Here is a 20,521-nt window from a genome sequence, read left to right on the forward strand (position 1 = left end):
CCGATGTTTGCGTAGAACCCACAAAAAAGAGGCGGGACAATGAAATTATGCTAATTTCTGTCCCGCCCCTTTAAATATTAATATTCAATATTTGGCATTTCGTTTACTTTGTTTTGGTATTTTTTGAAACCAACATATGCAGCTACGCCTAAAACTACTGTAATTAATAATCCCTTCATGTCTGTCACTCCTTTAAGGTTCTACATTTATTAGATTTCTTAAATATTTAAATCTAAATTTACCTATATTATACACTTAAAATCGTTCATTTTTAAAGTCACGTTTCATTATCTTATACACCATTGGTCTGATTTTTTATCAAAAGTATTGCAATAATTTGAAAATCTAATATATTAATTATATCGATTTCGAAATAAATTTATTAGAGGTGCACGACTGTGACAAAATTATTATACATTACAGCACATCCATTAGATGAATTAACTTCTAATTCTATGGCTGCTGGTAAAGCATTTATTGAATCATACAAAGAAAATCACGCTAGTGATGAAGTAAAACATATTGATTTATTCAAAGAAGATATTCCAGTGATTGATAAAGATGTATTAACTGGTTGGGGTAAATTAAGAAATGGTGACGATCTTACTAAAGAAGAACAACAAAAAGTAGATCGTTTCAACGAAATCTTAGAAGAATTCCTTTCTGCGGATAAATATGTGTTCGTTTCACCAATGTGGAATCTTTCATTCCCTCCTGTATTAAAAGCATACATTGATGCGATTTCAATTGCAGGTAAAACTTTCAAATACACTGCTGAAGGTCCTCAAGGTCTTTTAACAGATAAAAAAGTATTACACATTCAATCACGTGGTGGCTTCTACTCAGAAGGTCCAGCTGCTGAGGTTGAAAGTGGTGACCGTTACTTAAGAACCATCATGACTTTCTTAGGTGTCCCTTCATACGAAAATGTCATTATTGAAGGTCACAATGCACAACCGGAAAGAACAGAAGAAATCAAAGCCGCTTCAATTGCCGAAGCACAAGAAATGGGTAAAACTTTCTAATAAACCTTATTAAAAGGCATTGCGTAAACGACTACGCAATGCCTTTTTCTTACTCATCTTTCAAATGCTGAATATCTTGAAAGCCTTCTCTGTAATTTGATAATTCTTCCATGATGTCATACCAATCATGGCCCACGTTTTGAAATGTACGTTGCATTAATTCATTTTGCGCTTTATTTAATTTATCCACTAACTTACTTCCTTTAGGTGTTGGGAATAATTGTTTCACGCGTCGATCTTCTTCAGATGTTTGTTCGACAATAAGCCCTTCTTCTTTTAATTTGCGCAACGTCGCATGTGATCCCTGTTTAGAAATTTCAAGTGTTTTCAATAGTTGTTTAATGGTAATACCAGGCAATTTATTAATGAAGAATAAAAAGCGATGGTGTTGACGGCTCATGTCATATTTTTCAATAATTTCATCTGCCGTTTTTATAAATGTCTTATATGCGAAGTAAAATAACATATGTTCATAATCATTTTTATTACTATCCATAAGCTTCTTTCCTTTTCCATTTGTGAATGATTACCCACATTATAATCAATTTTCAAAAAACAGTCGAAAAAAGGTCAACATAATTGACTTTATTATTTAATGTAATTATATTGTAAGTGGATTCTAATTTATAAATAAAGGTGGAATGAATATGAAACAACGTGTAGGACAATACTTAATGGATGCAGTACATCGTGCAGGTGTCGATAAAATATTTGGTGTTCCTGGCGATTTCAACCTAGCATTTCTAGATGACATCGTGCGTCATGACGGTGTGGAATGGGTTGGCACAACCAATGAACTTAATGGGAGTTATGCTGCGGATGGCTATGCACGTATCAATGGACTAGGCGTGCTTGTTACAACATTTGGTGTAGGTGAATTAAGCGCGGTTAACGGGATTGCAGGTTCGTATGCTGAACGTGTCCCTGTTATTGCGATTACAGGTGCACCAACACAAGCAGTAGAACAAGCTGGTAAATATGTGCATCACTCATTAGGTGAAGGTCGTTTCGATAGCTATCAGAAGATGTTTGAACATATTACGACTGCACAAGCGTACATTACTGCTGAGAATGCTACAACTGAAATTCCTAGAGTCATCAATGCTGCTATTCATGAACGCCGCCCAGTGCACATTCATCTTCCTATTGATGTTGCAATGACTGAAATTGAGGTGGAATCATCATTTGATGTGACACCAGTACCAGACGTGAACGTTGAGCGCTATATAGATATGGTTGCAGAAAAATTACGTTCTGCATCACAACCCGTCATTATTACAGGTCATGAAATTAATAGTTTCCATTTACACGAGGCACTTGAGCAATTTGTTAATCGAACACAGATTCCAGTCGTTCAATTATCGCTAGGTAAAGGTGCTTTTAACGAAGAGAATCCATATTATATTGGTATTTACGATGGCAAAATTGCAGAAGAGCAAATTAAAGATTATGTCGATAACAGCGACGCAATTTTAAATATTGGAGCTAAATTGACTGACTCAGCTACAGCCGGTTTCTCTTATAAATTTGATATTGATGACGTCGTTATGCTTAATCACCATAACTTCAAGCTGAACGAAACAACTGCTGAAGACGTGACGCTACCTCGCTTAATCGACGGCTTGAATACAATTGATTATCGATATGAGGGTACGTTCCCTCCTTTTAAAAAGGAAGCAACAAATGAAATGACTTTATCAGATGATATCTTAACGCAAGCAACTTACTTTGACATGATGCAACAATTTATTAAAGATGATGATGTCTTATTAGCTGAACAAGGTACATCATTCTTTGGTGCGTATGATTTAGCTTTACCGAAAGATATGACATTCATCGGACAACCATTATGGGGGTCTATCGGTTACACACTACCAGCTACTTTAGGTACGCAAATGGCTGATCCAAATCGCCGTAACATCTTATTAATCGGTGATGGCTCATTACAACTTACAGTTCAAGAATTATCTACGATGATTCGCCAAGATATCAAACCGATTATCTTCGTGATTAATAACGATGGTTATACAGTAGAACGCTTAATCCACGGTATGGAAGAAACATACAATGATATCCGTATGTGGGATTATAAAGCGCTACCGAAAGTATTTGGTGGCGATAACGTTGTTGTTCATGACGTGAATACTTCTAATGATTTACAGAACGTCTTTGATGCCATTAACGCTGCACCAGAGCAATTACACTTCACTGAAGTTACAATGAAATGGGATGACGCACCAGCCAAACTTCGCGACATTTCAAAAGCCTTTGCAGCACAAAACAAATAAAAAATATTGCTTCTGCTAAACATCAAGCCTGCGACATTTAATATTGTCGCAGGCTTGTTGCTTAATTTATATACTCTTTTCATCTAAATAGTCGGAATCAATGACGTCTTTCGTTATATCTTGCAGATGTTTAAGATCCCATTGACCTTTATTGTCGTGTCTCAAACCATGTTGTTGCGCTAAATCCTCATTATAATCATCTAAGTTATACACTTCAAAATCATGTCTCGTGTCTTTATCGGTTTCATCCCACTGCTGATAGTGATTGACCATACTTGTCCACTTCACATGTTCTATGTGTGCACCTTTAGGCGCTTTAACGATATCAAAATTCAATCTTCCTAATAATTGATTATGTTCATTTCCAGTATCTTGTCCATTCAGAAAATTACCTAATGAATACGCAACCAATGTTTGATGATGTCCATGTTGACTCTTTACCCACTCAATCGGTTGTATGACATGGGGGTGCGTGCCTATTACGACATCTACGCCTTCATTCGCAAATAATTGCGCATATTTCCTTTGTGTACGATTTGGCTCATGATGATTCTCTAACCCCCAATGGGCCGACACCATCACGACATCACTTTGTTGTTTAGCTTTTCTTACATCTCGTTTAATCGTCTTTTCATCGAACGTTTTAACTGTATAAGGATATTTTGAGTTCATATCATTCATACCGTATGTATAACTTAGTAAACTCACCTTAATGCCATTTACAGTCATGACTGGTATCGTTTGAGCGTCCTTTTCCGAATTAAAAATACCTGTAAATATAACATGATCTTCAAATGGTTTCCAAGCCTTAAGATGATTGAACACCCCTTCATCTCCTTGATCTAAGGAGTGATTATTAGCACCATTGACCATATCAAAGCCTGTTGCGACAACATCTTGCGCAATTTGGCTTGGTGTATTAAAGTGCTTAAATCCAGAAAATGGGCGATCATCACCACCTAAAGGAGATTCTTGATTAATAAACGCAAGATCAGGTGCTTGTATGTCCTGCTTAATGTGTGAATACATAGGTTTAAAATTAAACGTGCCATCTTGTTGCATCGCATCATTATACACAACGGGATGTATTAAATTATCTCCGACTGCAACCACTGACGCCTCATCAGTCACATCTTCGGCTAACGTCATGCCACAAAGGATAGTAAAAGTAAAAAATAATATTATACAGCTGACATAATATTTAATCACAATACATGCCCTCTTTCATTGAAGCATTATAATGTCTTTTATATTCAGAACATCTTTAAATAAATTGTATAATACTTTATAATCATAGCTTTTATTTAATTTTAGTAGATTACTTATTTCGATGCAATTTGAATAAGAAAATAGTTTAATATATCATTTAATTGTATATTTTTATTAATTATTATAGGGAGTTATAACATGATATTATTACCACTAAGCATCATTATGGGGTGCTTTGGTTACATCTTTAAATGCCATCCACCTACCGAGCGCAACGGTTGGTACGGTTATCGAACAAAGAAATCCATGGCCAATGATCTCAATTGGATTAAAGCACAAAAACAATATGGCATCTATTCTCTAAAATACTTATGGGTGATCATATTGTTTGGAATTATCGGACTCGTGATTGAAATTGTAGGTATAGTGAGAAGTAATGATTTAATCATTATGGCCGGTTTAGGCATAGAGTTGGTAGTAATGGTATGGTATTTATTCATCATCTATTGGAAAGTCGAGAGAAAACTGTGATGATAGATTTATGACATAGTAATATTAGCGAAATCCATTTATTTTTTGGAAATCAAAAAGACTGCTGGTTTGTACTGAACCCCAAAAGTTGGACTGAAAATCTAACTTTATGGGGTGCACATCATTTGAGCAGTCTTTTGTGTTAATTATCTTCACCTGAATCATCTATTTATTTAAATACTTTATCAAGTGCATCTGAGAATTTGTACATCACTGGTGACGAATTAATCTTATCAGACCGTGATTTTGGTGACATATTTTCACTAGTCAATATATAAGTATTATGTTGTTTTAGATTATTAATTAGCCTTATTTTCGCAAAGAATCCATGTTAAATATACTTTATTTTTCAAGAAGTTGTAACTTCAAAGAATAATCGTTTGAAAGTTAACAAATGTCTACAATTCTTTTTCTATTTATTTCAAGATTAACTATGATTCAAAAATATTATTACTAGCATATCCAACACTTTTGTATATATATCGTCTGGTTAATTTATGTTGATATTCGTCATCCAATTTAAATATGTCCTCATTATTAGAATTAACATTTATAATCTTATTCTCTGTAACATTAATACTAAAATATTTATAAGGTTTTTCAATTAATTGTACTTTAACTAAATAATTATCTTCTAAATTAATATTTTCAAATATACATCTTCTTATTTCTGATGATTCACTTTCTTTAAAAACAGAAAAGCCAATATACCCTTGTGGCAAATTGCCAAGGGGATATTTTTCATTAAAATTAGCATTTTGAAACTTACAATCACTAATTTTAAGACCACTCGCTATTTCTGCAAAGTTAACAACATTATCAAAAAGACAATCCTTTACTTCACATCCATTAGTATTCATAAATATAATATTACAATTTTCAAATTTAGAATCCAATAGTAATCCATTAACGTTCCCTCGGAAGATTTTTTCACAATTGTAAAAGTCAGTATTTTGAACATTAACCATATGCTCAAGGCCATCATAAATATTTGTACAGTCTGTATAATTTGAATTATAGTCTTTTAAACTTTCGTATGAATAAAACACATTATAAATAGTGTTAAAAGTCGAATTTTTGATTTCTATAACATCCGATTCAAAAACTGGTTGATAAAAGTAATTTTTTATAACATCAATTTCTTCCTCATCCTTAAAGACATTATTACTATTAATTTCCTCTTGGATTTTTTCTTTTGAAACGAACTGATTCTCAAATACACACTCTTCCATAAAAAGTTTTTCACTATTAATGAATATTTCTTCACCTAAAATTTTAGTGAATTTAGATTTTTTAATAGATATGAAACTACCACAATCATGACTATTAAATGGTATTGAAATATCGAAAAGACACCCTTCTATGTATATATTTGATGTATAAGTATCAAATATATCCTTATATTTAAAGCTAGTTAGAAAAATAGTTTCTTCTTTATCATCTTCATCTTTTTTTAAAATTGGACTATTAAAGTCACAATTAATAATATTTACCCTCCCCTCATTAACTTTAATAGTTTCAAAACCCTCTACCAAATTAATCGAACTATTTTTTAATAAAAGGTTTCCTTCTATACGTATTTCACCTTTTATCGACAGTTTACAATTTTCATATTTTAGCGTTTCACCATAAGGAATTTCAAGATCTTCTATTATTTCTTCTCTCAATGTTTCGTCAGTTTTTATACCATATTTATTTTCAATTAATTGTTTATCATTTTCAAATACAGTTTCTTCTGTTTTTTCTATTTCAAATTCAAAATAATCATTATAATTATCCTCATAATTTATAAACCAAGTAAAACCATCAATTCCTCTTAAATGATATATATCTTCAATTTTACTCTTTAGTGATTTAATCGTTTTATTTCCAAAATCAAAGTAGTCAATGATTTCTTCAAACTCTTCCTTAAAATCAAAATCTTTATTGTATAAGAATCCATATTCTAATAATATTTGTAAAAGAACCTTTCGCTTAGATGTTGAATCTAAACTTTCTATAGCATTTTCAATCTCTATACTAGAGTTATTTACTCCTAAATAACGAAGTGTCTTATCTGCAAATTCCTTCTGATCTTCAGAAGTATGTACATATGTTGATGCAACATGTGTTAATAAAGAAGATAGTATAATTTTCTCCTCATCATTTAAATCATTTATATTTAACTCTTCATCGATACCTGCAATAACTTTATTTAACAGTTGCTTAACTTTTCTTGTTAAAATTTCTGTATAGCCATATAATCTTTCAATATTTTTGGAGTTTTCAAGTACCATATTATCAATTTTAGTATCTGTATTTGATAAACGTTTAAGAATTTCTATTAAAATATCTTGGGCTTGTGCAATAGAAGTGATTTGTTCTGAAACTTTGATTGACTTCTTATTTGATAATGTAATCAGATTAAAAATTCTATTAAACCATTTTTCATTTCTCATTGCTTCTAAATTTTGATTATTGTTTTGAGTAATATTTTGAATCGCTTGTTCCAAGTACGAATAGTCTTCACTATCTTCGCCAAAATGAGATAAATCAAAGTCAACTTGATGTTTCATTATTTTAAGTCTCCTAACATATCTTCAATCTTTATTTTCTTTTTGTTTATATTTTGATTAAGTTGTTTAATTTTTTTATGATTCTTTTCAATAATCATTTCATTTTCTTTAATAACTTCTAATAATTCACTTAGCTTTATAACACTAGCTTGGATATACTCATAAGATTTAAGGATTGCTCTAAAGCTACCTTCTCCATAAATTTCTTCCAAAATATTCTGAGTTACTTTTCCAAAATAAATACCAATTGCCATCCCAGCAAAGAATCCAATAGGTCCACCAGGTATAAAAATTGAAACTCCTGCCATTGCTCCCCCCAAAAGAGCACCTTTAATTCCTTCTTTTCCAATGCTTATGAATGCTTCTTCTTTTGTTACTTTACCGTTTTTATAATCCAAATATCCTTTTATACTTGCAATAGAAACATTTACAGCTGCACCAATAACCGCACCTTGTTTCATTTGTTTACCTACTTCACCAAGTGTGACATTGGGATTAGCTTTACCATTTTTCATTTTTTCCATTAGTCTGTCTGTAGATGCCTTAGTAGTATTTTTTGTACCTAATTCACTTACTTTTAAATTTTCTTTTGCAGATTGTAGTTTTTTTAATTTCTCTGTGTCATTATTATCATTCGCAGCTTCTATTGCTTTATCTAAATATTTATTTACAGCTGTTTTCATCCCTTTAGAACCTACGACTTCATCCGTTGGTTCTAAAGAACCTTTTTCAATAGCTTTAATAACATCTTTCGCATTTGTAACTAATCCTTTGTTGCTTTTAGCTGTTTTAATTGAAACACCAACTGATTTGTTAGTGAGTCTATTAGTGTTTAAACCATCAATCCCAGGTGCATTAGCTTGTTCGGCACCAATCAACTTTGTTTTATTAAACACCCTGTCAAGAGAACCCTTCTTATCTCTTAGCCAGTCGACTTCTTGAGCAGTACCAGTTAACTTTCTTTCTAAGTTATTTTTAAATGTTTGTTTGCCATTTTCATTAATATAAGTTTCTGCAAATTCATAATAAGCTTGCGCATTTTTACTATTAGCAAATACTTTAGAGTTTTTAAAAGCATCTACATTTAATTGTTTGAATACATTTACATCACGAGCATATTGTTCAACTCCTTCGAAAGATAAATTTGTATTTGCTACTTTATTTATAGATTGCGCAACACTATCTAACATCTGTGAATTTATCATCTGATATTGCGTTGCTAGACTAGTAAATTGTATTGCTTCATTTAATAAATTTGGATTTTCATTTAACTGTCTTTTTTGTTCTATAGTAAATTCATCAAAATTATTAATGGCTATCCCCTCATTAATTGTTTTAATTTATCCCATCGTGGGTCTTGTTTAGTATGTTTGTGATCATGATTTTGTTTTTTCATTTTTAGTTGTTTGATATCAACTTGTTTTTGGATTTCAAGTTTCTCTTTGAAGTTGGTGCTGTAATTATCTAAGATGTCTATCCAATTGACGAAGGTAAATGTTTCATCTAATGTGTCTTCAACTTCTTCTTTGAACTTTCGATCGTTTGTTTTAAATCGATGTATGTCTTTATGTAAGGCGTATAGTAAACTTGTAAATTCACCTTTATTTTTCTCTAAAATATCTACGGTTTTTAATCCATATTCACTAAGTGTGTGATTGATGCTTGCTTGTGACAATGCATCAAAATCGTCAAAATGTATAACTCTGACATCATGTTGGTCTTTTAAATTTTTAAATACACGCGCTACATTTGAAAATTCTTGCGTATTACTTTGCCATTTTAGTATTTCTTTTTCTACAACATCGGAAAATTGCAAATAACCGTAATATTCAATAATTCGTTCATAATAGCCTGACAATATAAGATAAACCCATATATCTGTATCAACTATCGGCGGCGTCATACCCTTATTAGTCATGATTGAGCACCTCTATTTTGTCGATAATTTCATTTATCTTCGCTCCAGAAACGAGCCCTTCATTATAGTTATGTTCTAGCACCGTCATAATATTAGGCGAGATTTGAATATCATTTGTCGGTTCTAAGATATCTGTTGGTAAATCATTATCTGTGTAAATTGCATACAATTGAGCCTTATGAACTATACGAGAGAGTGCACTCAATTGTTGATACGTATCATGTGGAATAGGATTCAGCTGCATTGCTCTTATCATAGCAGCACCAAAACTAATCTGATAATGTACACTCATGCGCGCAATCACATCGGGGCGCATAATATCATCATATGCCGCCATCCATTTTTGAATTTCTGCATTTGGCAATAACACAATACCTGCAAATATTTCCGCTTCTCTTTCTTCCAATGACTTATGATTAAAATCACTAATTCCATTTTGATGATTCATGTAATGGTGGTATACTTCATGCCACAACGAAAATTGTTGACGGCCTTTACTATGATTTGTATTCACAAAGATGAACGGAAATCGATCCTTCTTCATATAAAAACCAGATAAATTATTAGGTGCTTGTGCTTTTACAATGTAGTAGCCCATTTCAGATAACACTTGTGTTGAATTCGTTATCGGATATTGGAGTTGGTGATCTGAAATGAATTGTTCTGCCACTGGAATAATACGTTCTATTGTTTCACGGTATGATTCAGTCACGTGACTCACTTCCAATCTTTAATTGATATGTCAGCAATTGGAAGATGTCATCGAGTTGTTTGACTCTGTGGTTAATTTCATCTGTATTCTCCAATGCACGAAATGAAATGCTATCTAAGTCTTCTTGAGGTAAATGTTCTAGAAGTATTTCAGGTGTCGTCTTTAATATTGTAGCTGCACGTTGATAATCTTGCGCTAACCATATTAAGTTTGGACTTAAAAGCTTACGCAGTTGCTTAGTATCATAATCATGATGTTTAGCAAATGTCACTTGATCTAAACCACTGAATTCTATTTCTTTTTGTATGCGCTTACTTATTTCGACTTGCGTGTATTTGGGTATCATATGTATTTCCTGCTTTCGTTTATGAATGATACATGTTTATTATAATTATTAAATTAATATTTCTATACATTTTATATTAAAAATAAGGTATCTATCCAATTTATTTAACTGCAAAAATTAGAAGATTTTCTTTTTACTACCTTTACAATATACTTCCCTTTTAATCATTGTAATGATGACATTTTCTACGTGTGTTCTTAGAAATTTAGGTTTGAGTAGTGCTTTTCTAGCTAACTTCTTTGCGTCGTGATCCAATTTAATCATAATTACAACTCCTCTTTGACTGATTTAATCATAGTTTATCGCACTACATAGACAAAAATTGTCTACCTATAATTCCCAAGTATCTTTTCAATTTCAGCTATATGTTTCTCTTTCAAACTATTAGGCGATAATACTTTCACTCTTGCGCCTTGTGATAACAGCCACATTAAAATGCCATCGCCAATGACTTCAATTTCTACTACAAATCGGTTATTGGTGTAATCTTTTTTCAATAATTGCGCAGTTGGGAAACGATCAAGCACTGACTCAATAATCCCGCCATTAAATTCAAAGCGTACTTTCTTCCAATGGCCGCCATACATGAAATAGATACGTTGTTTCAAAGCGCCTTCTCTAATATATGGTGAATTCGGAACGTTAAATTTAGTGTTCAATACTTTATATTCTTGAATTCGATCTATCCTAAAAATGAGTACCTGTTCTTTATCATTAACCCCTACTAAATAAAAGTACAGTTCAGAAAATGTAATATACATCGGTTTGATGACATGTGTACGCCCTTTGTTCATTGCATTAAAATAGTTAAATTCAATCACGCGATTTTGTTGAATAATATGATTTAAATCCCAAATTTTATTTAATAATGGCTCGCCATGATTCATGGGCTCATAATAAACTAGTTCAGATTGAATGGCCTTTTCAATTACACGTTGATTCTCATCAGACATATGTTTCGTAAGGTTATTAACAATTATTTGTAATTCATCTTCAGATAGTCCTCTTGTTGAAATAAGAATTTTTAATATCGCTAGCACCTGTGTTTTATCAAAGGTTTCACTACTATTGTGGACCATTTCATATTTACGGTCTGTCGTATTCATCGTTATCTTCAAATGCGCCATATCCGTTCTGTTAGCAAAGAAGTCATTTAAATGCGCGATATAACGCTGCACGGTTCTGTCAGATTTTTTACCTATGATGTCGCCTATTTGTGCCTTAGATAAGCGTTCGCCAGACATAAACTTTAAATATAGCTCTAGCATGTCAGTTGTTTTAGTCATAATTACCTCCCATTTTTGGAAAATGAATGATTCTACTTTATTAAACAACAATAAAATAAAAAATGTAAGATACATCTTTTTACTACGACAAAAATTGACGCACCTTGGAGGTATACTAAGCTCAAGCAGTTCAAAACACTTAGAAAGTTGGGAATAAGAATGAATTTGCAAAACCAATCCAAACATCCGCAAATGTTTAACCATGTTTCAAAAGAAGATAAAACACTAGCAATGATTATGTGGGTCTTAACCTTTTTCACAAGTTTTGTAGCACCTTTAGTGATTTGGTTAGTCAAAAAAGACGAATCTGAATACATTGATAAGCAAGGGAAAAATTGCCTAAATTTCGCTATTAGTTACGGTATCTACGGTATTGTTAGTTTCTTATTGACTGTCATTTTAATTGGTTATTTCGCTCTAATGGCTTTAATCATTGCCAACATCACTTATACGATATTAGCAATTGTTTCATGCAATAAAGGTGAAGATTATGTCGTTCCATTCACAATTGAAATAATTAAATAAAACAAAACAAGCCTTCCACTTCGTTTAAACTTTGAAATGGAAGGCGTTATTTATGTACTTTGTCGTTCTACGATATTTAATTTTAATACGTCATGATTGCTTTCAAATGTTGTATCTTCAAGCAATGCCAATAAATAGTGAATCAATTGCTTACCAATGTCATTAACTGGTTGATTCACTGTCGATAAAGGAATCTTCAATAAACTAGAAATGGGTTGGTTATCATATCCCATAATCGCGATTTGATTAGGAATATCAATATGATGCTCAGTTAAAAAATGAATTAACCCTAATGCGACTTCATCACTGCCAGTAAATATAGCATCAGGCATCATGTCTTGTTCTAGCAATGTTTTCCCTATGCGTTCACCGTCTTCAATCGTATGCACATTATTAAAAATCCACTCTCGTCTAATGGCTAAACCATTGTCTTTCATTGCCTCTCTAAACCCAATATTTCTAGGCTTATTGAAACAATGATCATAGTAATGATTATCTGTACAATACGCTATATGACGATAGCCTTTATTAATTAAGTATTGAATGGCATCATATGTCGTTTGACATTGATTGGTATGTATGATTTTCACTTTATCTGACTGAGTTGATTGATCCGCCGATAATACGATAGGACCATATTGCGTATACGGTTCTAAAACCTCTATATCATTTTCAAGCGTACCCATAATCACGCCAGCAATGTGCTTTTGTTTAAACATATTTAATAAACGTAATTCTTCATCTTTATGATTATATGTCTGCATGATTAACGTATGATATGGCGTATCTTTAATTTCTTTGTCAATTGCATCTATTAAGTATGCGAAATACGGATTCGTAATTCTAGGTACAATAATGCCAATCGTATAAGACTTGTTAGAGCGCAATTGCATTGCAATCGAATTTGGAACATAATCCAGTTCATCCATCGCTTGTTGGATTTTAATTTTCTTTTCCTCAGAAATATAGGGATGATGGTTCATATACCTTGAAACCGTCGATATGGATAATCCCGCTCTCTGAGCTACATCTTTAATTGTCGCCATAGTACCCACCTTTAATGAAACCGTTTTCATTATTTATGATAGGTTGTCGCTACATTTTTGTCAATCACTCAAGTTAGATATTCAAGAGTTAATAGGGTGTGGAACAAGATTCTTTTAAAATTCGTCGTCCACTCCCAGCTTGCTTTGCTTGTAGAGTTTCTTTATGAAATTCTCTTTGCTGGGGTCACGCCCACCTCCGCAAGAATGATTAGAACTGAGAAATGCTTGATTTAAGCGATATCTCAGTTCAGTCAGCTACTGCGAATTGGCAAAGTAGCATGATCATATTGTTTATGTCTCAGTCTCGAAGACAGCACTTTATTGGCGCTACCTTCTTTATGATTCCACTAACCATTCAATTGTACGTTTAATCGCTTTATCCCAGAAGGCATAATCGTGTTCACCTGGGCCTTCTTCATATTGATAGTCTATCCCTTTATCATCCAAGTAGGCCATAAATTGTTGGTTGTCTTCGTATAAGAAATCTTCGGTGCCACATTGAATCAATAGTTGCGGTATTTCGACTCCCTTTTCAACGGCTTCATCAACTAAATGATATGTATCGAGTTCAGTCCCTTTGATATTGGTATCTTCCCCAGTAATCGCTTTAGGTGCGAAATCAGTATAATCAAGTTCCATTAGTCCTTGTGCTTGAAAGACTGCAGATAATGGTGATGCTTTAGCGAATAGCTCACCTTGTGTTAATGCAAATTTCATCGTGCCATATCCACCCATTGAATGTCCTGCAATAAAATTGTCTTCACGCCGTGTCGATAATGGCAGTAACTTATGCGCATAGTGATACACTTCCAATATGTGGTCATAATAACTATGACCGTACGCCATATTCGCATAACCACTATGATCTGCATTTGGCATAATAATGGCTAATTGATGTTCATCTGCATATCGCTCAATACTTGTGAAACGTGTATACGATGTTGCATCACTTGATAATCCATGTAGTAGCATCAATGTTTGATACGATTTCGGCGATGGTGTATCGTCGAAGAAACTCGCGTCTTCTGGAATGATTGCTACAAACGATTGTTGCATACCTAAAGCTGGTGAGAAGTAATTGATTGTCATGAGTGCCATATTCATTATCATCCCTTCTAATAATAAATCATTATATCCATTTTACACTTTTTTCGACAAAGGTGTCACCAAAGCGCGACTCCTTCAGTCATTTCGCCAAGTTACTTTGCATTTCTATATCATTTCATATAAGAATGCTTAAAAAAATAAGGCACCTTTCGCATCATCTAACTTAATGAACGAGGTGCCTTATGTATCCAGGAATTTTATATCCCGGACTCAAAGTAGCAATTGTGTTTATATCGGTTTTGGTAGTTTAATATAAACGTTTTTTATATAAAGGGGTCTTTGTGTCTTATTGTATTACTTTATAATCATCCAATTTTTGCCATTTTTTACCAATTTTTTCTCTTCTTTTAGTTCATGTACAATATGGCCTGTTGTTTCACGTGAAATACCTGCTAAATCACTTAGTAGTTGAATGGTCATGATATGATTAATTTCGTAAAATTCATCATGATCGTATCCTATTGCATGACATAAATAATATAGTACTTTCTCAATGCGCTCTCTCGCCAATTTTGTAGTTAATGCCATATTGTATTCCATTAGAAGTTCAAGTTCGTTATTTAATTTTTCGAACAGTGTAACAAATATGTCGTCATGATTTTTACAAAGATATTCCAACATATCTTTAGGTATGCCTATTACATTACATGGTGTAATAGCTGTGCACATCTCGTTTAATTCCATTTTCCGAAAGAGATGATTTAACGGAAATAATACCTGCGCTTTATTCAGCTTACGATAAGCGTCTCCATCTTCATTTATTGTTTCACGCAAAACAATCCCGTCTAGTAACAAATACACATATGTAGGTTGATCAGATGAATAATATATGATTTGTCCTTTATTGTAATGTCGTATGAAACACTCACTCTTGAATGCTTGAATGACACCTGTTGGAATATTTAAGTAAGACGCTAATTGTTTGAGTCCTTCACTTAAATCATTATCTCTGTTGTTGATAAATGTCTTTCCAGCCATTGAGATACACTCCTAAACCTTTTAAAACTTTTTATTAGAATACTGAAACGCTACCCATCGCTAAGCGAATAATACCTATTATTGCAAGTATGATGATGACTGCAAATAAGATATAATCACCTTTCGTTAACGGTTTATGATTATTACGTTGTACGAAACGATAAACAAATAGACCAGGGATATAGAGCAACATGGTTAATAACAAGTAATCAATACCTGCAGCGTACACAAGCCATATCGCATAGATAGATGCAATGATACCGATTGTCCATTGTTTCACTGTAGCGTGTCCTTTATGTTCAATTGTATATTTCAATTGATAAAAGGCACTAAACATATACGGAATTAAAATCGCGCTTGATGCAAGTGAAAATGCAAATTGATATGCACTATCTGTAAATAACATGCTGACTAAGAATATTTGTACTAAAATATTTGTAATTAATAATGCATTAATAGGTGCTTTATTTTTATTTTCTTTAGCAAACCATTTCGGGAACAAGCCATCTTTGGCCACTATGAATGGTAGCTCACCAGCTAATAATGTCCAACCAAGCCACGCACCTAAAACAGAAATGATTAAACCAATGTTAACGAGAACTGAACCCCAATGACCAACGATATGTTCTAATACTTGTGCCATAGATGGACTTGCAAGATCAGCAATTTGATTTTGTTGAATGACACCTTGTGCTAAGACGGTCATTAAGAAATAAATAACGAGGACTGAAACAAGTCCAATAACGGTAGCAGTACCTACGTCTTTTTTCGATTTAGCACGACCTGAGAATACCACTGCACCTTCAATACCAGTGAACACCCATACGGTTACAAGCATTGTACTCTTCACTTGAGACATTGTATCGCCCCAACTAAATACACCTGTACCTCCACTTGTCATGCCATAGAATCCTGCTTTGAATGTATCGAAATTAAATACTACAATCATACAAATGATAACTAAGAATATAGGAATTAACTTTGCAACAGTTACAATACTATTGATGAAAGCTGCGGTTTCAACACCTCTAAGTATTAAGAAGTGCACACCCCATAGCAAGAAAGAAGCGACGATAATACTTGGTAGTGTATTACCACCTTTGAAGATTGGGAAGAAGTTACCTACCGCTGACATCAATAATGTTGCATAGGCTACGTTACCTAGAAAAGCAGCAAACCAATAGCCCCAAGCACTTGAGAAACCAATAAAGTCACCAAATCCAGCTTGTGCATAACTGTAAATACCGCCTTCTAAGTCCGGTCTTACATTAGTGAGATTTTGGAAGACAAATGCGAGTGAAATCATTCCAATTGCGGTGATGATCCAACCAATCATAATGGCTAAACCACCGGCTTGACCACCCATATCAGAAATGATGTTGAACGCACCGCCACCAATCATAGAACCAATAACTAAACCAATGAGTGACGTTTTACCAAGTTTGTTTGTGTCTGATTCATTCATAATTCATTTCCCCTTCTAAGGAGGATTACTTTTAAATTAAGGGCTTGAAGCATCGTTATTCAATTGATTGGCAATTTGCTTCAAACCCTTCTCCTTGTGTTATATTGCTACATCACTTTCTCAGCGATGTATTTTCAAAATAAGTCCTTATAGTTGCTCGAAATACTTTAAATTTCTTCTCTAAATAATGGTTGGCTCATACATCTTGGGCCCCCACGTCCACGAACAAGCTCACTACCTGTGATTTCAAGTACTTTAATGCCTTTGTCACGAAGTAATTGGTTTGATACGTAGTTTCGGTCGTAAGTAACAACTACACCTGGGCGGATACATAATGTATTTGAACCATCATTCCATTGTTCACGTGCACCGTCGATAACATCACCGTTACCTGTTGGAATAAACTCGATTTTTTCAACACCAAGTACATCTGCAAGTGTTTCACGTAGTTTATTAGAATGTGTGATTTTAATGTCGTCTTTGGCTTCATCGTATTCAATTGTAAATAAATTCATATTATTTTCTTCTTTGAAAATTGCTGAATGTACTGTGAATTTATCGTAGTCAATCATTGTGAATACGGTATCTAAATGCATGAACGTACGGCTATTTGGAATTTCAATCGCAATCACTTTTTTGAATGTTGTAGATTCATCTTTGAATATATTACGTGCTAAGCGTTCAATCGCTTGTGCTGATGTACGCTCTGAAATACCAATGGCTAAAGCATCTTTAGAAAGAATTAACTCATCGCCACCTTCGATGTTAAATGGTGAATTTCTGTCTAACCATACCGGTACATCTGCATCTTTAAATCTTGGGTGGTATTTTAGAATGTATGTCATAAATAGAGATTCTCTACGACGTGCTCTCCAATACATTCTGTTGATTGTCATACCTCTACCTACTGATGCTTGAGGGTCACGTGTAAAGTAAAGGTTAGGCATTGGGTCTAAATAGAATGGATATCTATCATCCATATATTCAACGAGATGTGTTGTTTTAAGTTCAATTTCTTCTTTTCTTACACCAGCCATAATTTTGTCGATTAATTCTTGGTCAGATAATGTCGCAAAGAATGTTTTAATTTCAGCTTCATGTCCTAAGACTGTTTTTTGAGATTCTGCAAGAATATCATCAATAAATTGTTCACGCACATCTTTATCTGCAATGGCTTCAGCTGCTAGTTTTTCTAGATAAACAACTTCTACACCTTCATCACGAAGTGTTTGTGCAAATTTGTCGTGTTCTTCTTGTGCCACTTTTAAATAAGGAATATCATCGAATAGCAAGCCACTTAAGTGATCTGGTACTAAATTTTCTAGTTCTTTACCAGGTCGTTTGAGTAATACTGTTTTCAATCTGCCGATTTCACTGTTTACTTGGATAGGTCCTTGAGTCATATTCATTTCCTCCTTTATTTATCTACAACTAGAGTATAAAGCGCTTTCAGATTTCATTATGTGATTGTTTTCACATTCTAAATGTGTGTTAATTCATGCTTTTTGGTTATTCAATGCATATTTTTGATTGAATATACAATAATGTTAGGTAATTAGTGATTATTATGTATATTTCATTCATGTTGACATGCTGATATCTAACCGAAAAAGTTTTTTATGCATCATTCTGTATTTATAAACACTTATCATTTTTACGTTTAACACGATGAACGTTCAAGATGTGAACATTATATTTTAAGCGTTTCACACACTATTATAGATAACATCAAAACGTAAATCCACATTATATTTTATGCATTAATTTGAATATTTATGATTAAACAGTTTATAGTGAACATATTTTGCCATTTCCTCTGAATTTGTAAGTACCATTAATGTGTCATTGCCCCCCACTGTTCCAAGGATTTCTGCAATATTCATGCGATCAATAAAATAATTTATACCTTGTGCAAATCCAGGAGAGGTTTTGATTAGTATGTAACTATCTTTGATGATGATACTTTGAATTTCATTATCGTAATAATGAAGTAGTTTCGTTTTAGCATCCATTTGTTGTGTATTATCTAACTTTTTATAATACGATTGGTTACTTACTGCTGGGACTTTAAATATCTTTAATTCTTTTAAATCTCTTGAAATTGTAGTGATGCTATAACGTACGCCAAAATGTGTATCAATATAATCTGCAATCTCTTCTTTTTTATTAAATCGATTATTCTTAACTACCGTTTCGATGAGATCTAGACGTTTACTCTTTTTCATATTATAAACTCCTCTACCCCTATACAGCATAAAGCTGTATGTATTCTTACCTTTAACGTATCATCTTTTCGTATATTGTGGTGTTGGCTATTTCATGAATTTTGCTATCATTTTTATTTATTTTCACAAAAAAACTCCAAAAGTGAGCATTATTACTCAACTTTCGGAGCATCACCATTATGCTATTTCGTTTCTTTCATTGCTTGTTTCACGGTACTATAGCCCATTACTACACGATCCACTTTGCCTTTTTCTACATCAAACCAAACTGTCATTCCCTTTGTATTGGGTTGGTAGTAGTAAATGCCCGTTGTATTATGTTTATGATTATCAATTTTTTGTAAGTCTTTACCATAAACTTTATTTAATTGGTCTAATGATAATTGCCCAGTCACCTTTAAATCTAGTAATGATGCTGTTTTACCGTCTTTAGATACATTTCTGAAATATTGATCATATTTTTTAACATTTTTAGTCGATGATGTTGGCTTTAATTTAACACCATTAAATGTGACATTCTCAGCTTTTACTGCATTTTTAAAATGTTTGTCTAATACAAAAGATACGTCTTGACCCGCATACCCTTTATAATTGTAATAGGCAGATGTCGCATTGGCTTGAGTAGTCGTTGTGTTTGACATCGTTTTAGATTCGGCATATGCGATAGATGTTTCCATTAATGTACCGGTAACACCTACACCTAATAATGTACTTAATGCCAAGGTTGCAGTGACGAATGTTTGCGTTGATTTTCTCAAATGAATAGCCTTCTTTCTTTATAACTAAACATATCATACGCTATTCAAAGTGGTTATACAATTTATATTCATTGATAAGGAAAGCACATTTGTGCTTAATGTGTGAATGTTACAAATTATACAAAATTAAATTTCACAAATCGTTAAATAATGTTTTTATATAAATTATGTTATACTAAATGTAGGAGTAACATCCCCATTAACTCCTTCACAAAAAGTTATATTATGTAATGACTATAGCCATAAGTTTACTTCCCCTTTGTTAAACTTATGGCTCTTTTATATAGTCTTTTTTACTTTTCCGCCATAAATATAAAATTCATTTATATTGTAAAAAACCTCTTTCAAATTACGAACGTATGTTCTATAATGATGTTGAGGTGGTTAACATGATTCCAAATCCTAATGCGCCAGATGAATATAAATATGAAACAGATTATCGTAAAATACCAAGACAATATTTAGACGCTAATATTCCTCAAGGACGTGGCATGGTGAAGTGGGCGCCGTTTATTATATGTACTAATCTCATAAAAAATCTAATTTA

21 protein-coding genes and 1 pseudogene are annotated in these 20,521 nt (G+C 33.0%); 5 read left to right on the forward strand and 17 right to left on the reverse strand.

Features of this window, described 5'->3' with window-relative positions:
• Nucleotides 1-77: 77 nt before the first annotated feature.
• Nucleotides 78-179, reverse strand: a complete 102-nt coding sequence (locus tag KA828_RS07975) for an SE2200 family small protein (RefSeq protein WP_016930637.1) — start codon at nucleotides 177-179, stop codon at nucleotides 78-80.
• Nucleotides 180-398: 219 nt separating this feature from the next.
• Between KA828_RS07975 and KA828_RS07980 the strand changes: the two genes are divergently transcribed.
• Complete coding sequence (locus KA828_RS07980) at nucleotides 399-1,025, forward strand: FMN-dependent NADH-azoreductase (RefSeq protein ID WP_210125995.1); 627 nt, start codon at nucleotides 399-401, stop codon at nucleotides 1,023-1,025.
• A 49-nt stretch (nucleotides 1,026-1,074) separates the two neighbouring features.
• Here KA828_RS07980 and KA828_RS07985 read toward each other — a convergent pair whose 3' ends face one another.
• On the reverse strand, nucleotides 1,075-1,521 hold the full coding sequence (locus KA828_RS07985; RefSeq protein WP_053028986.1) for a MarR family winged helix-turn-helix transcriptional regulator: 447 nt from the start codon (nucleotides 1,519-1,521) through the stop codon (nucleotides 1,075-1,077).
• A 151-nt stretch (nucleotides 1,522-1,672) separates the two neighbouring features.
• On the opposite strand from KA828_RS07985, the gene KA828_RS07990 reads away from it, so the two are divergent.
• The gene (locus KA828_RS07990; protein ID WP_210125996.1) at nucleotides 1,673-3,313 is read left to right on the forward strand and encodes an alpha-keto acid decarboxylase family protein; all 1,641 of its coding nucleotides are present in this window, start codon (nucleotides 1,673-1,675) and stop codon (nucleotides 3,311-3,313) included.
• A 66-nt stretch (nucleotides 3,314-3,379) separates the two neighbouring features.
• On the opposite strand, the gene KA828_RS07995 is transcribed toward KA828_RS07990, so the two are convergent.
• Nucleotides 3,380-4,462, reverse strand: coding sequence for a CapA family protein (locus KA828_RS07995; RefSeq protein WP_245336070.1), 1,083 nt, complete (start codon nucleotides 4,460-4,462; stop codon nucleotides 3,380-3,382).
• 258 nt (nucleotides 4,463-4,720) lie between these two features.
• Between KA828_RS07995 and KA828_RS08000 the strand changes: the two genes are divergently transcribed.
• Nucleotides 4,721-5,053, forward strand: coding sequence for an SdpI family protein (locus KA828_RS08000; protein WP_210125998.1), 333 nt, complete (start codon nucleotides 4,721-4,723; stop codon nucleotides 5,051-5,053).
• 431 nt (nucleotides 5,054-5,484) lie between these two features.
• Here the strand turns inward: KA828_RS08000 and KA828_RS08005 are convergent, their stop codons facing one another.
• From KA828_RS08005 to KA828_RS08035, 7 genes are all read right to left on the reverse strand, one after another.
• Nucleotides 5,485-7,608 (reverse strand): hypothetical protein, encoded by a 2,124-nt coding sequence (locus KA828_RS08005; protein WP_210125999.1) that lies wholly within the window; start codon nucleotides 7,606-7,608, stop codon nucleotides 5,485-5,487.
• Nucleotides 7,608-8,798, reverse strand: a complete 1,191-nt coding sequence (locus KA828_RS08010) for a hypothetical protein (protein WP_210126000.1) — start codon at nucleotides 8,796-8,798, stop codon at nucleotides 7,608-7,610. The genes KA828_RS08005 and KA828_RS08010 overlap by 1 nt, the downstream gene beginning before the upstream one ends.
• Nucleotides 8,799-8,923: 125 nt before the next feature.
• Nucleotides 8,924-9,526 carry a hypothetical protein gene (locus KA828_RS08015; protein ID WP_210126001.1) on the reverse strand — a complete coding sequence of 201 codons (603 nt, stop codon included), beginning with the start codon at nucleotides 9,524-9,526 and terminating at the stop codon, nucleotides 8,924-8,926.
• Complete coding sequence (locus tag KA828_RS08020; RefSeq protein WP_210126002.1) at nucleotides 9,519-10,238, reverse strand: ImmA/IrrE family metallo-endopeptidase; 720 nt, start codon at nucleotides 10,236-10,238, stop codon at nucleotides 9,519-9,521. Before KA828_RS08020 ends, KA828_RS08015 begins: the two co-directional genes overlap by 8 nt.
• Nucleotides 10,231-10,584, reverse strand: a complete 354-nt coding sequence (locus tag KA828_RS08025; protein WP_245336071.1) for a hypothetical protein — start codon at nucleotides 10,582-10,584, stop codon at nucleotides 10,231-10,233. Before KA828_RS08025 ends, KA828_RS08020 begins: the two co-directional genes overlap by 8 nt.
• A 117-nt stretch (nucleotides 10,585-10,701) precedes the next feature.
• Nucleotides 10,702-10,848: a hypothetical protein gene (locus KA828_RS08030; protein WP_193838848.1), complete on the reverse strand. Its 147-nt coding sequence runs from the start codon at nucleotides 10,846-10,848 to the stop codon at nucleotides 10,702-10,704.
• 62 nt (nucleotides 10,849-10,910) lie between these two features.
• Nucleotides 10,911-11,870, reverse strand: a complete 960-nt coding sequence (locus tag KA828_RS08035; RefSeq protein ID WP_210126003.1) for a helix-turn-helix transcriptional regulator — start codon at nucleotides 11,868-11,870, stop codon at nucleotides 10,911-10,913.
• 159 nt (nucleotides 11,871-12,029) lie between these two features.
• Between KA828_RS08035 and KA828_RS08040 the strand changes: the two genes are divergently transcribed.
• A complete protein-coding gene (locus tag KA828_RS08040) occupies nucleotides 12,030-12,395 on the forward strand; it encodes a DUF4870 domain-containing protein (protein WP_193838846.1) in 366 nt (121 codons plus the stop codon).
• 50 nt (nucleotides 12,396-12,445) lie between these two features.
• Here the strand turns inward: KA828_RS08040 and KA828_RS08045 are convergent, their stop codons facing one another.
• The 7 genes from KA828_RS08045 to isaB form a co-directional block, all read right to left on the reverse strand.
• On the reverse strand, nucleotides 12,446-13,441 hold the full coding sequence (locus tag KA828_RS08045; protein WP_210126004.1) for a LacI family DNA-binding transcriptional regulator: 996 nt from the start codon (nucleotides 13,439-13,441) through the stop codon (nucleotides 12,446-12,448).
• Nucleotides 13,442-13,777: 336 nt separating this feature from the next.
• On the reverse strand, nucleotides 13,778-14,539 hold the full coding sequence (locus tag KA828_RS08050; RefSeq protein ID WP_210126034.1) for an alpha/beta hydrolase: 762 nt from the start codon (nucleotides 14,537-14,539) through the stop codon (nucleotides 13,778-13,780).
• A gap of 303 nt (nucleotides 14,540-14,842) precedes the next feature.
• A complete protein-coding gene (locus KA828_RS08055; RefSeq protein ID WP_210126005.1) occupies nucleotides 14,843-15,526 on the reverse strand; it encodes a Crp/Fnr family transcriptional regulator in 684 nt (227 codons plus the stop codon).
• A gap of 34 nt (nucleotides 15,527-15,560) precedes the next feature.
• The gene (arcD, locus tag KA828_RS08060; protein ID WP_193838843.1) at nucleotides 15,561-16,991 is read right to left on the reverse strand and encodes an arginine-ornithine antiporter; all 1,431 of its coding nucleotides are present in this window, start codon (nucleotides 16,989-16,991) and stop codon (nucleotides 15,561-15,563) included.
• 167 nt (nucleotides 16,992-17,158) lie between these two features.
• Nucleotides 17,159-18,394 (reverse strand): arginine deiminase, encoded by a 1,236-nt coding sequence (gene arcA, locus KA828_RS08065; protein WP_053015764.1) that lies wholly within the window; start codon nucleotides 18,392-18,394, stop codon nucleotides 17,159-17,161.
• Nucleotides 18,395-18,751: 357 nt separating this feature from the next.
• Nucleotides 18,752-19,216 (reverse strand): arginine repressor, encoded by a 465-nt coding sequence (locus KA828_RS08070; protein ID WP_053029001.1) that lies wholly within the window; start codon nucleotides 19,214-19,216, stop codon nucleotides 18,752-18,754.
• A 182-nt stretch (nucleotides 19,217-19,398) separates the two neighbouring features.
• Nucleotides 19,399-19,974, reverse strand: coding sequence for an immunodominant staphylococcal antigen IsaB family protein (gene isaB, locus KA828_RS08075; RefSeq protein WP_210126006.1), 576 nt, complete (start codon nucleotides 19,972-19,974; stop codon nucleotides 19,399-19,401).
• 389 nt (nucleotides 19,975-20,363) lie between these two features.
• Here isaB and KA828_RS08080 point away from each other — a divergent pair.
• Nucleotides 20,364-20,486, forward strand: a pseudogene (locus KA828_RS08080) (YolD-like family protein); the annotation flags it as partial.
• Between the last annotated feature and the right edge of the window lie 35 nt (nucleotides 20,487-20,521).

The sequence above is a fragment of the Staphylococcus sp. GDY8P85P genome (assembly GCF_017892405.1).
Taxonomy (GTDB): domain Bacteria; phylum Bacillota; class Bacilli; order Staphylococcales; family Staphylococcaceae; genus Staphylococcus; species Staphylococcus borealis.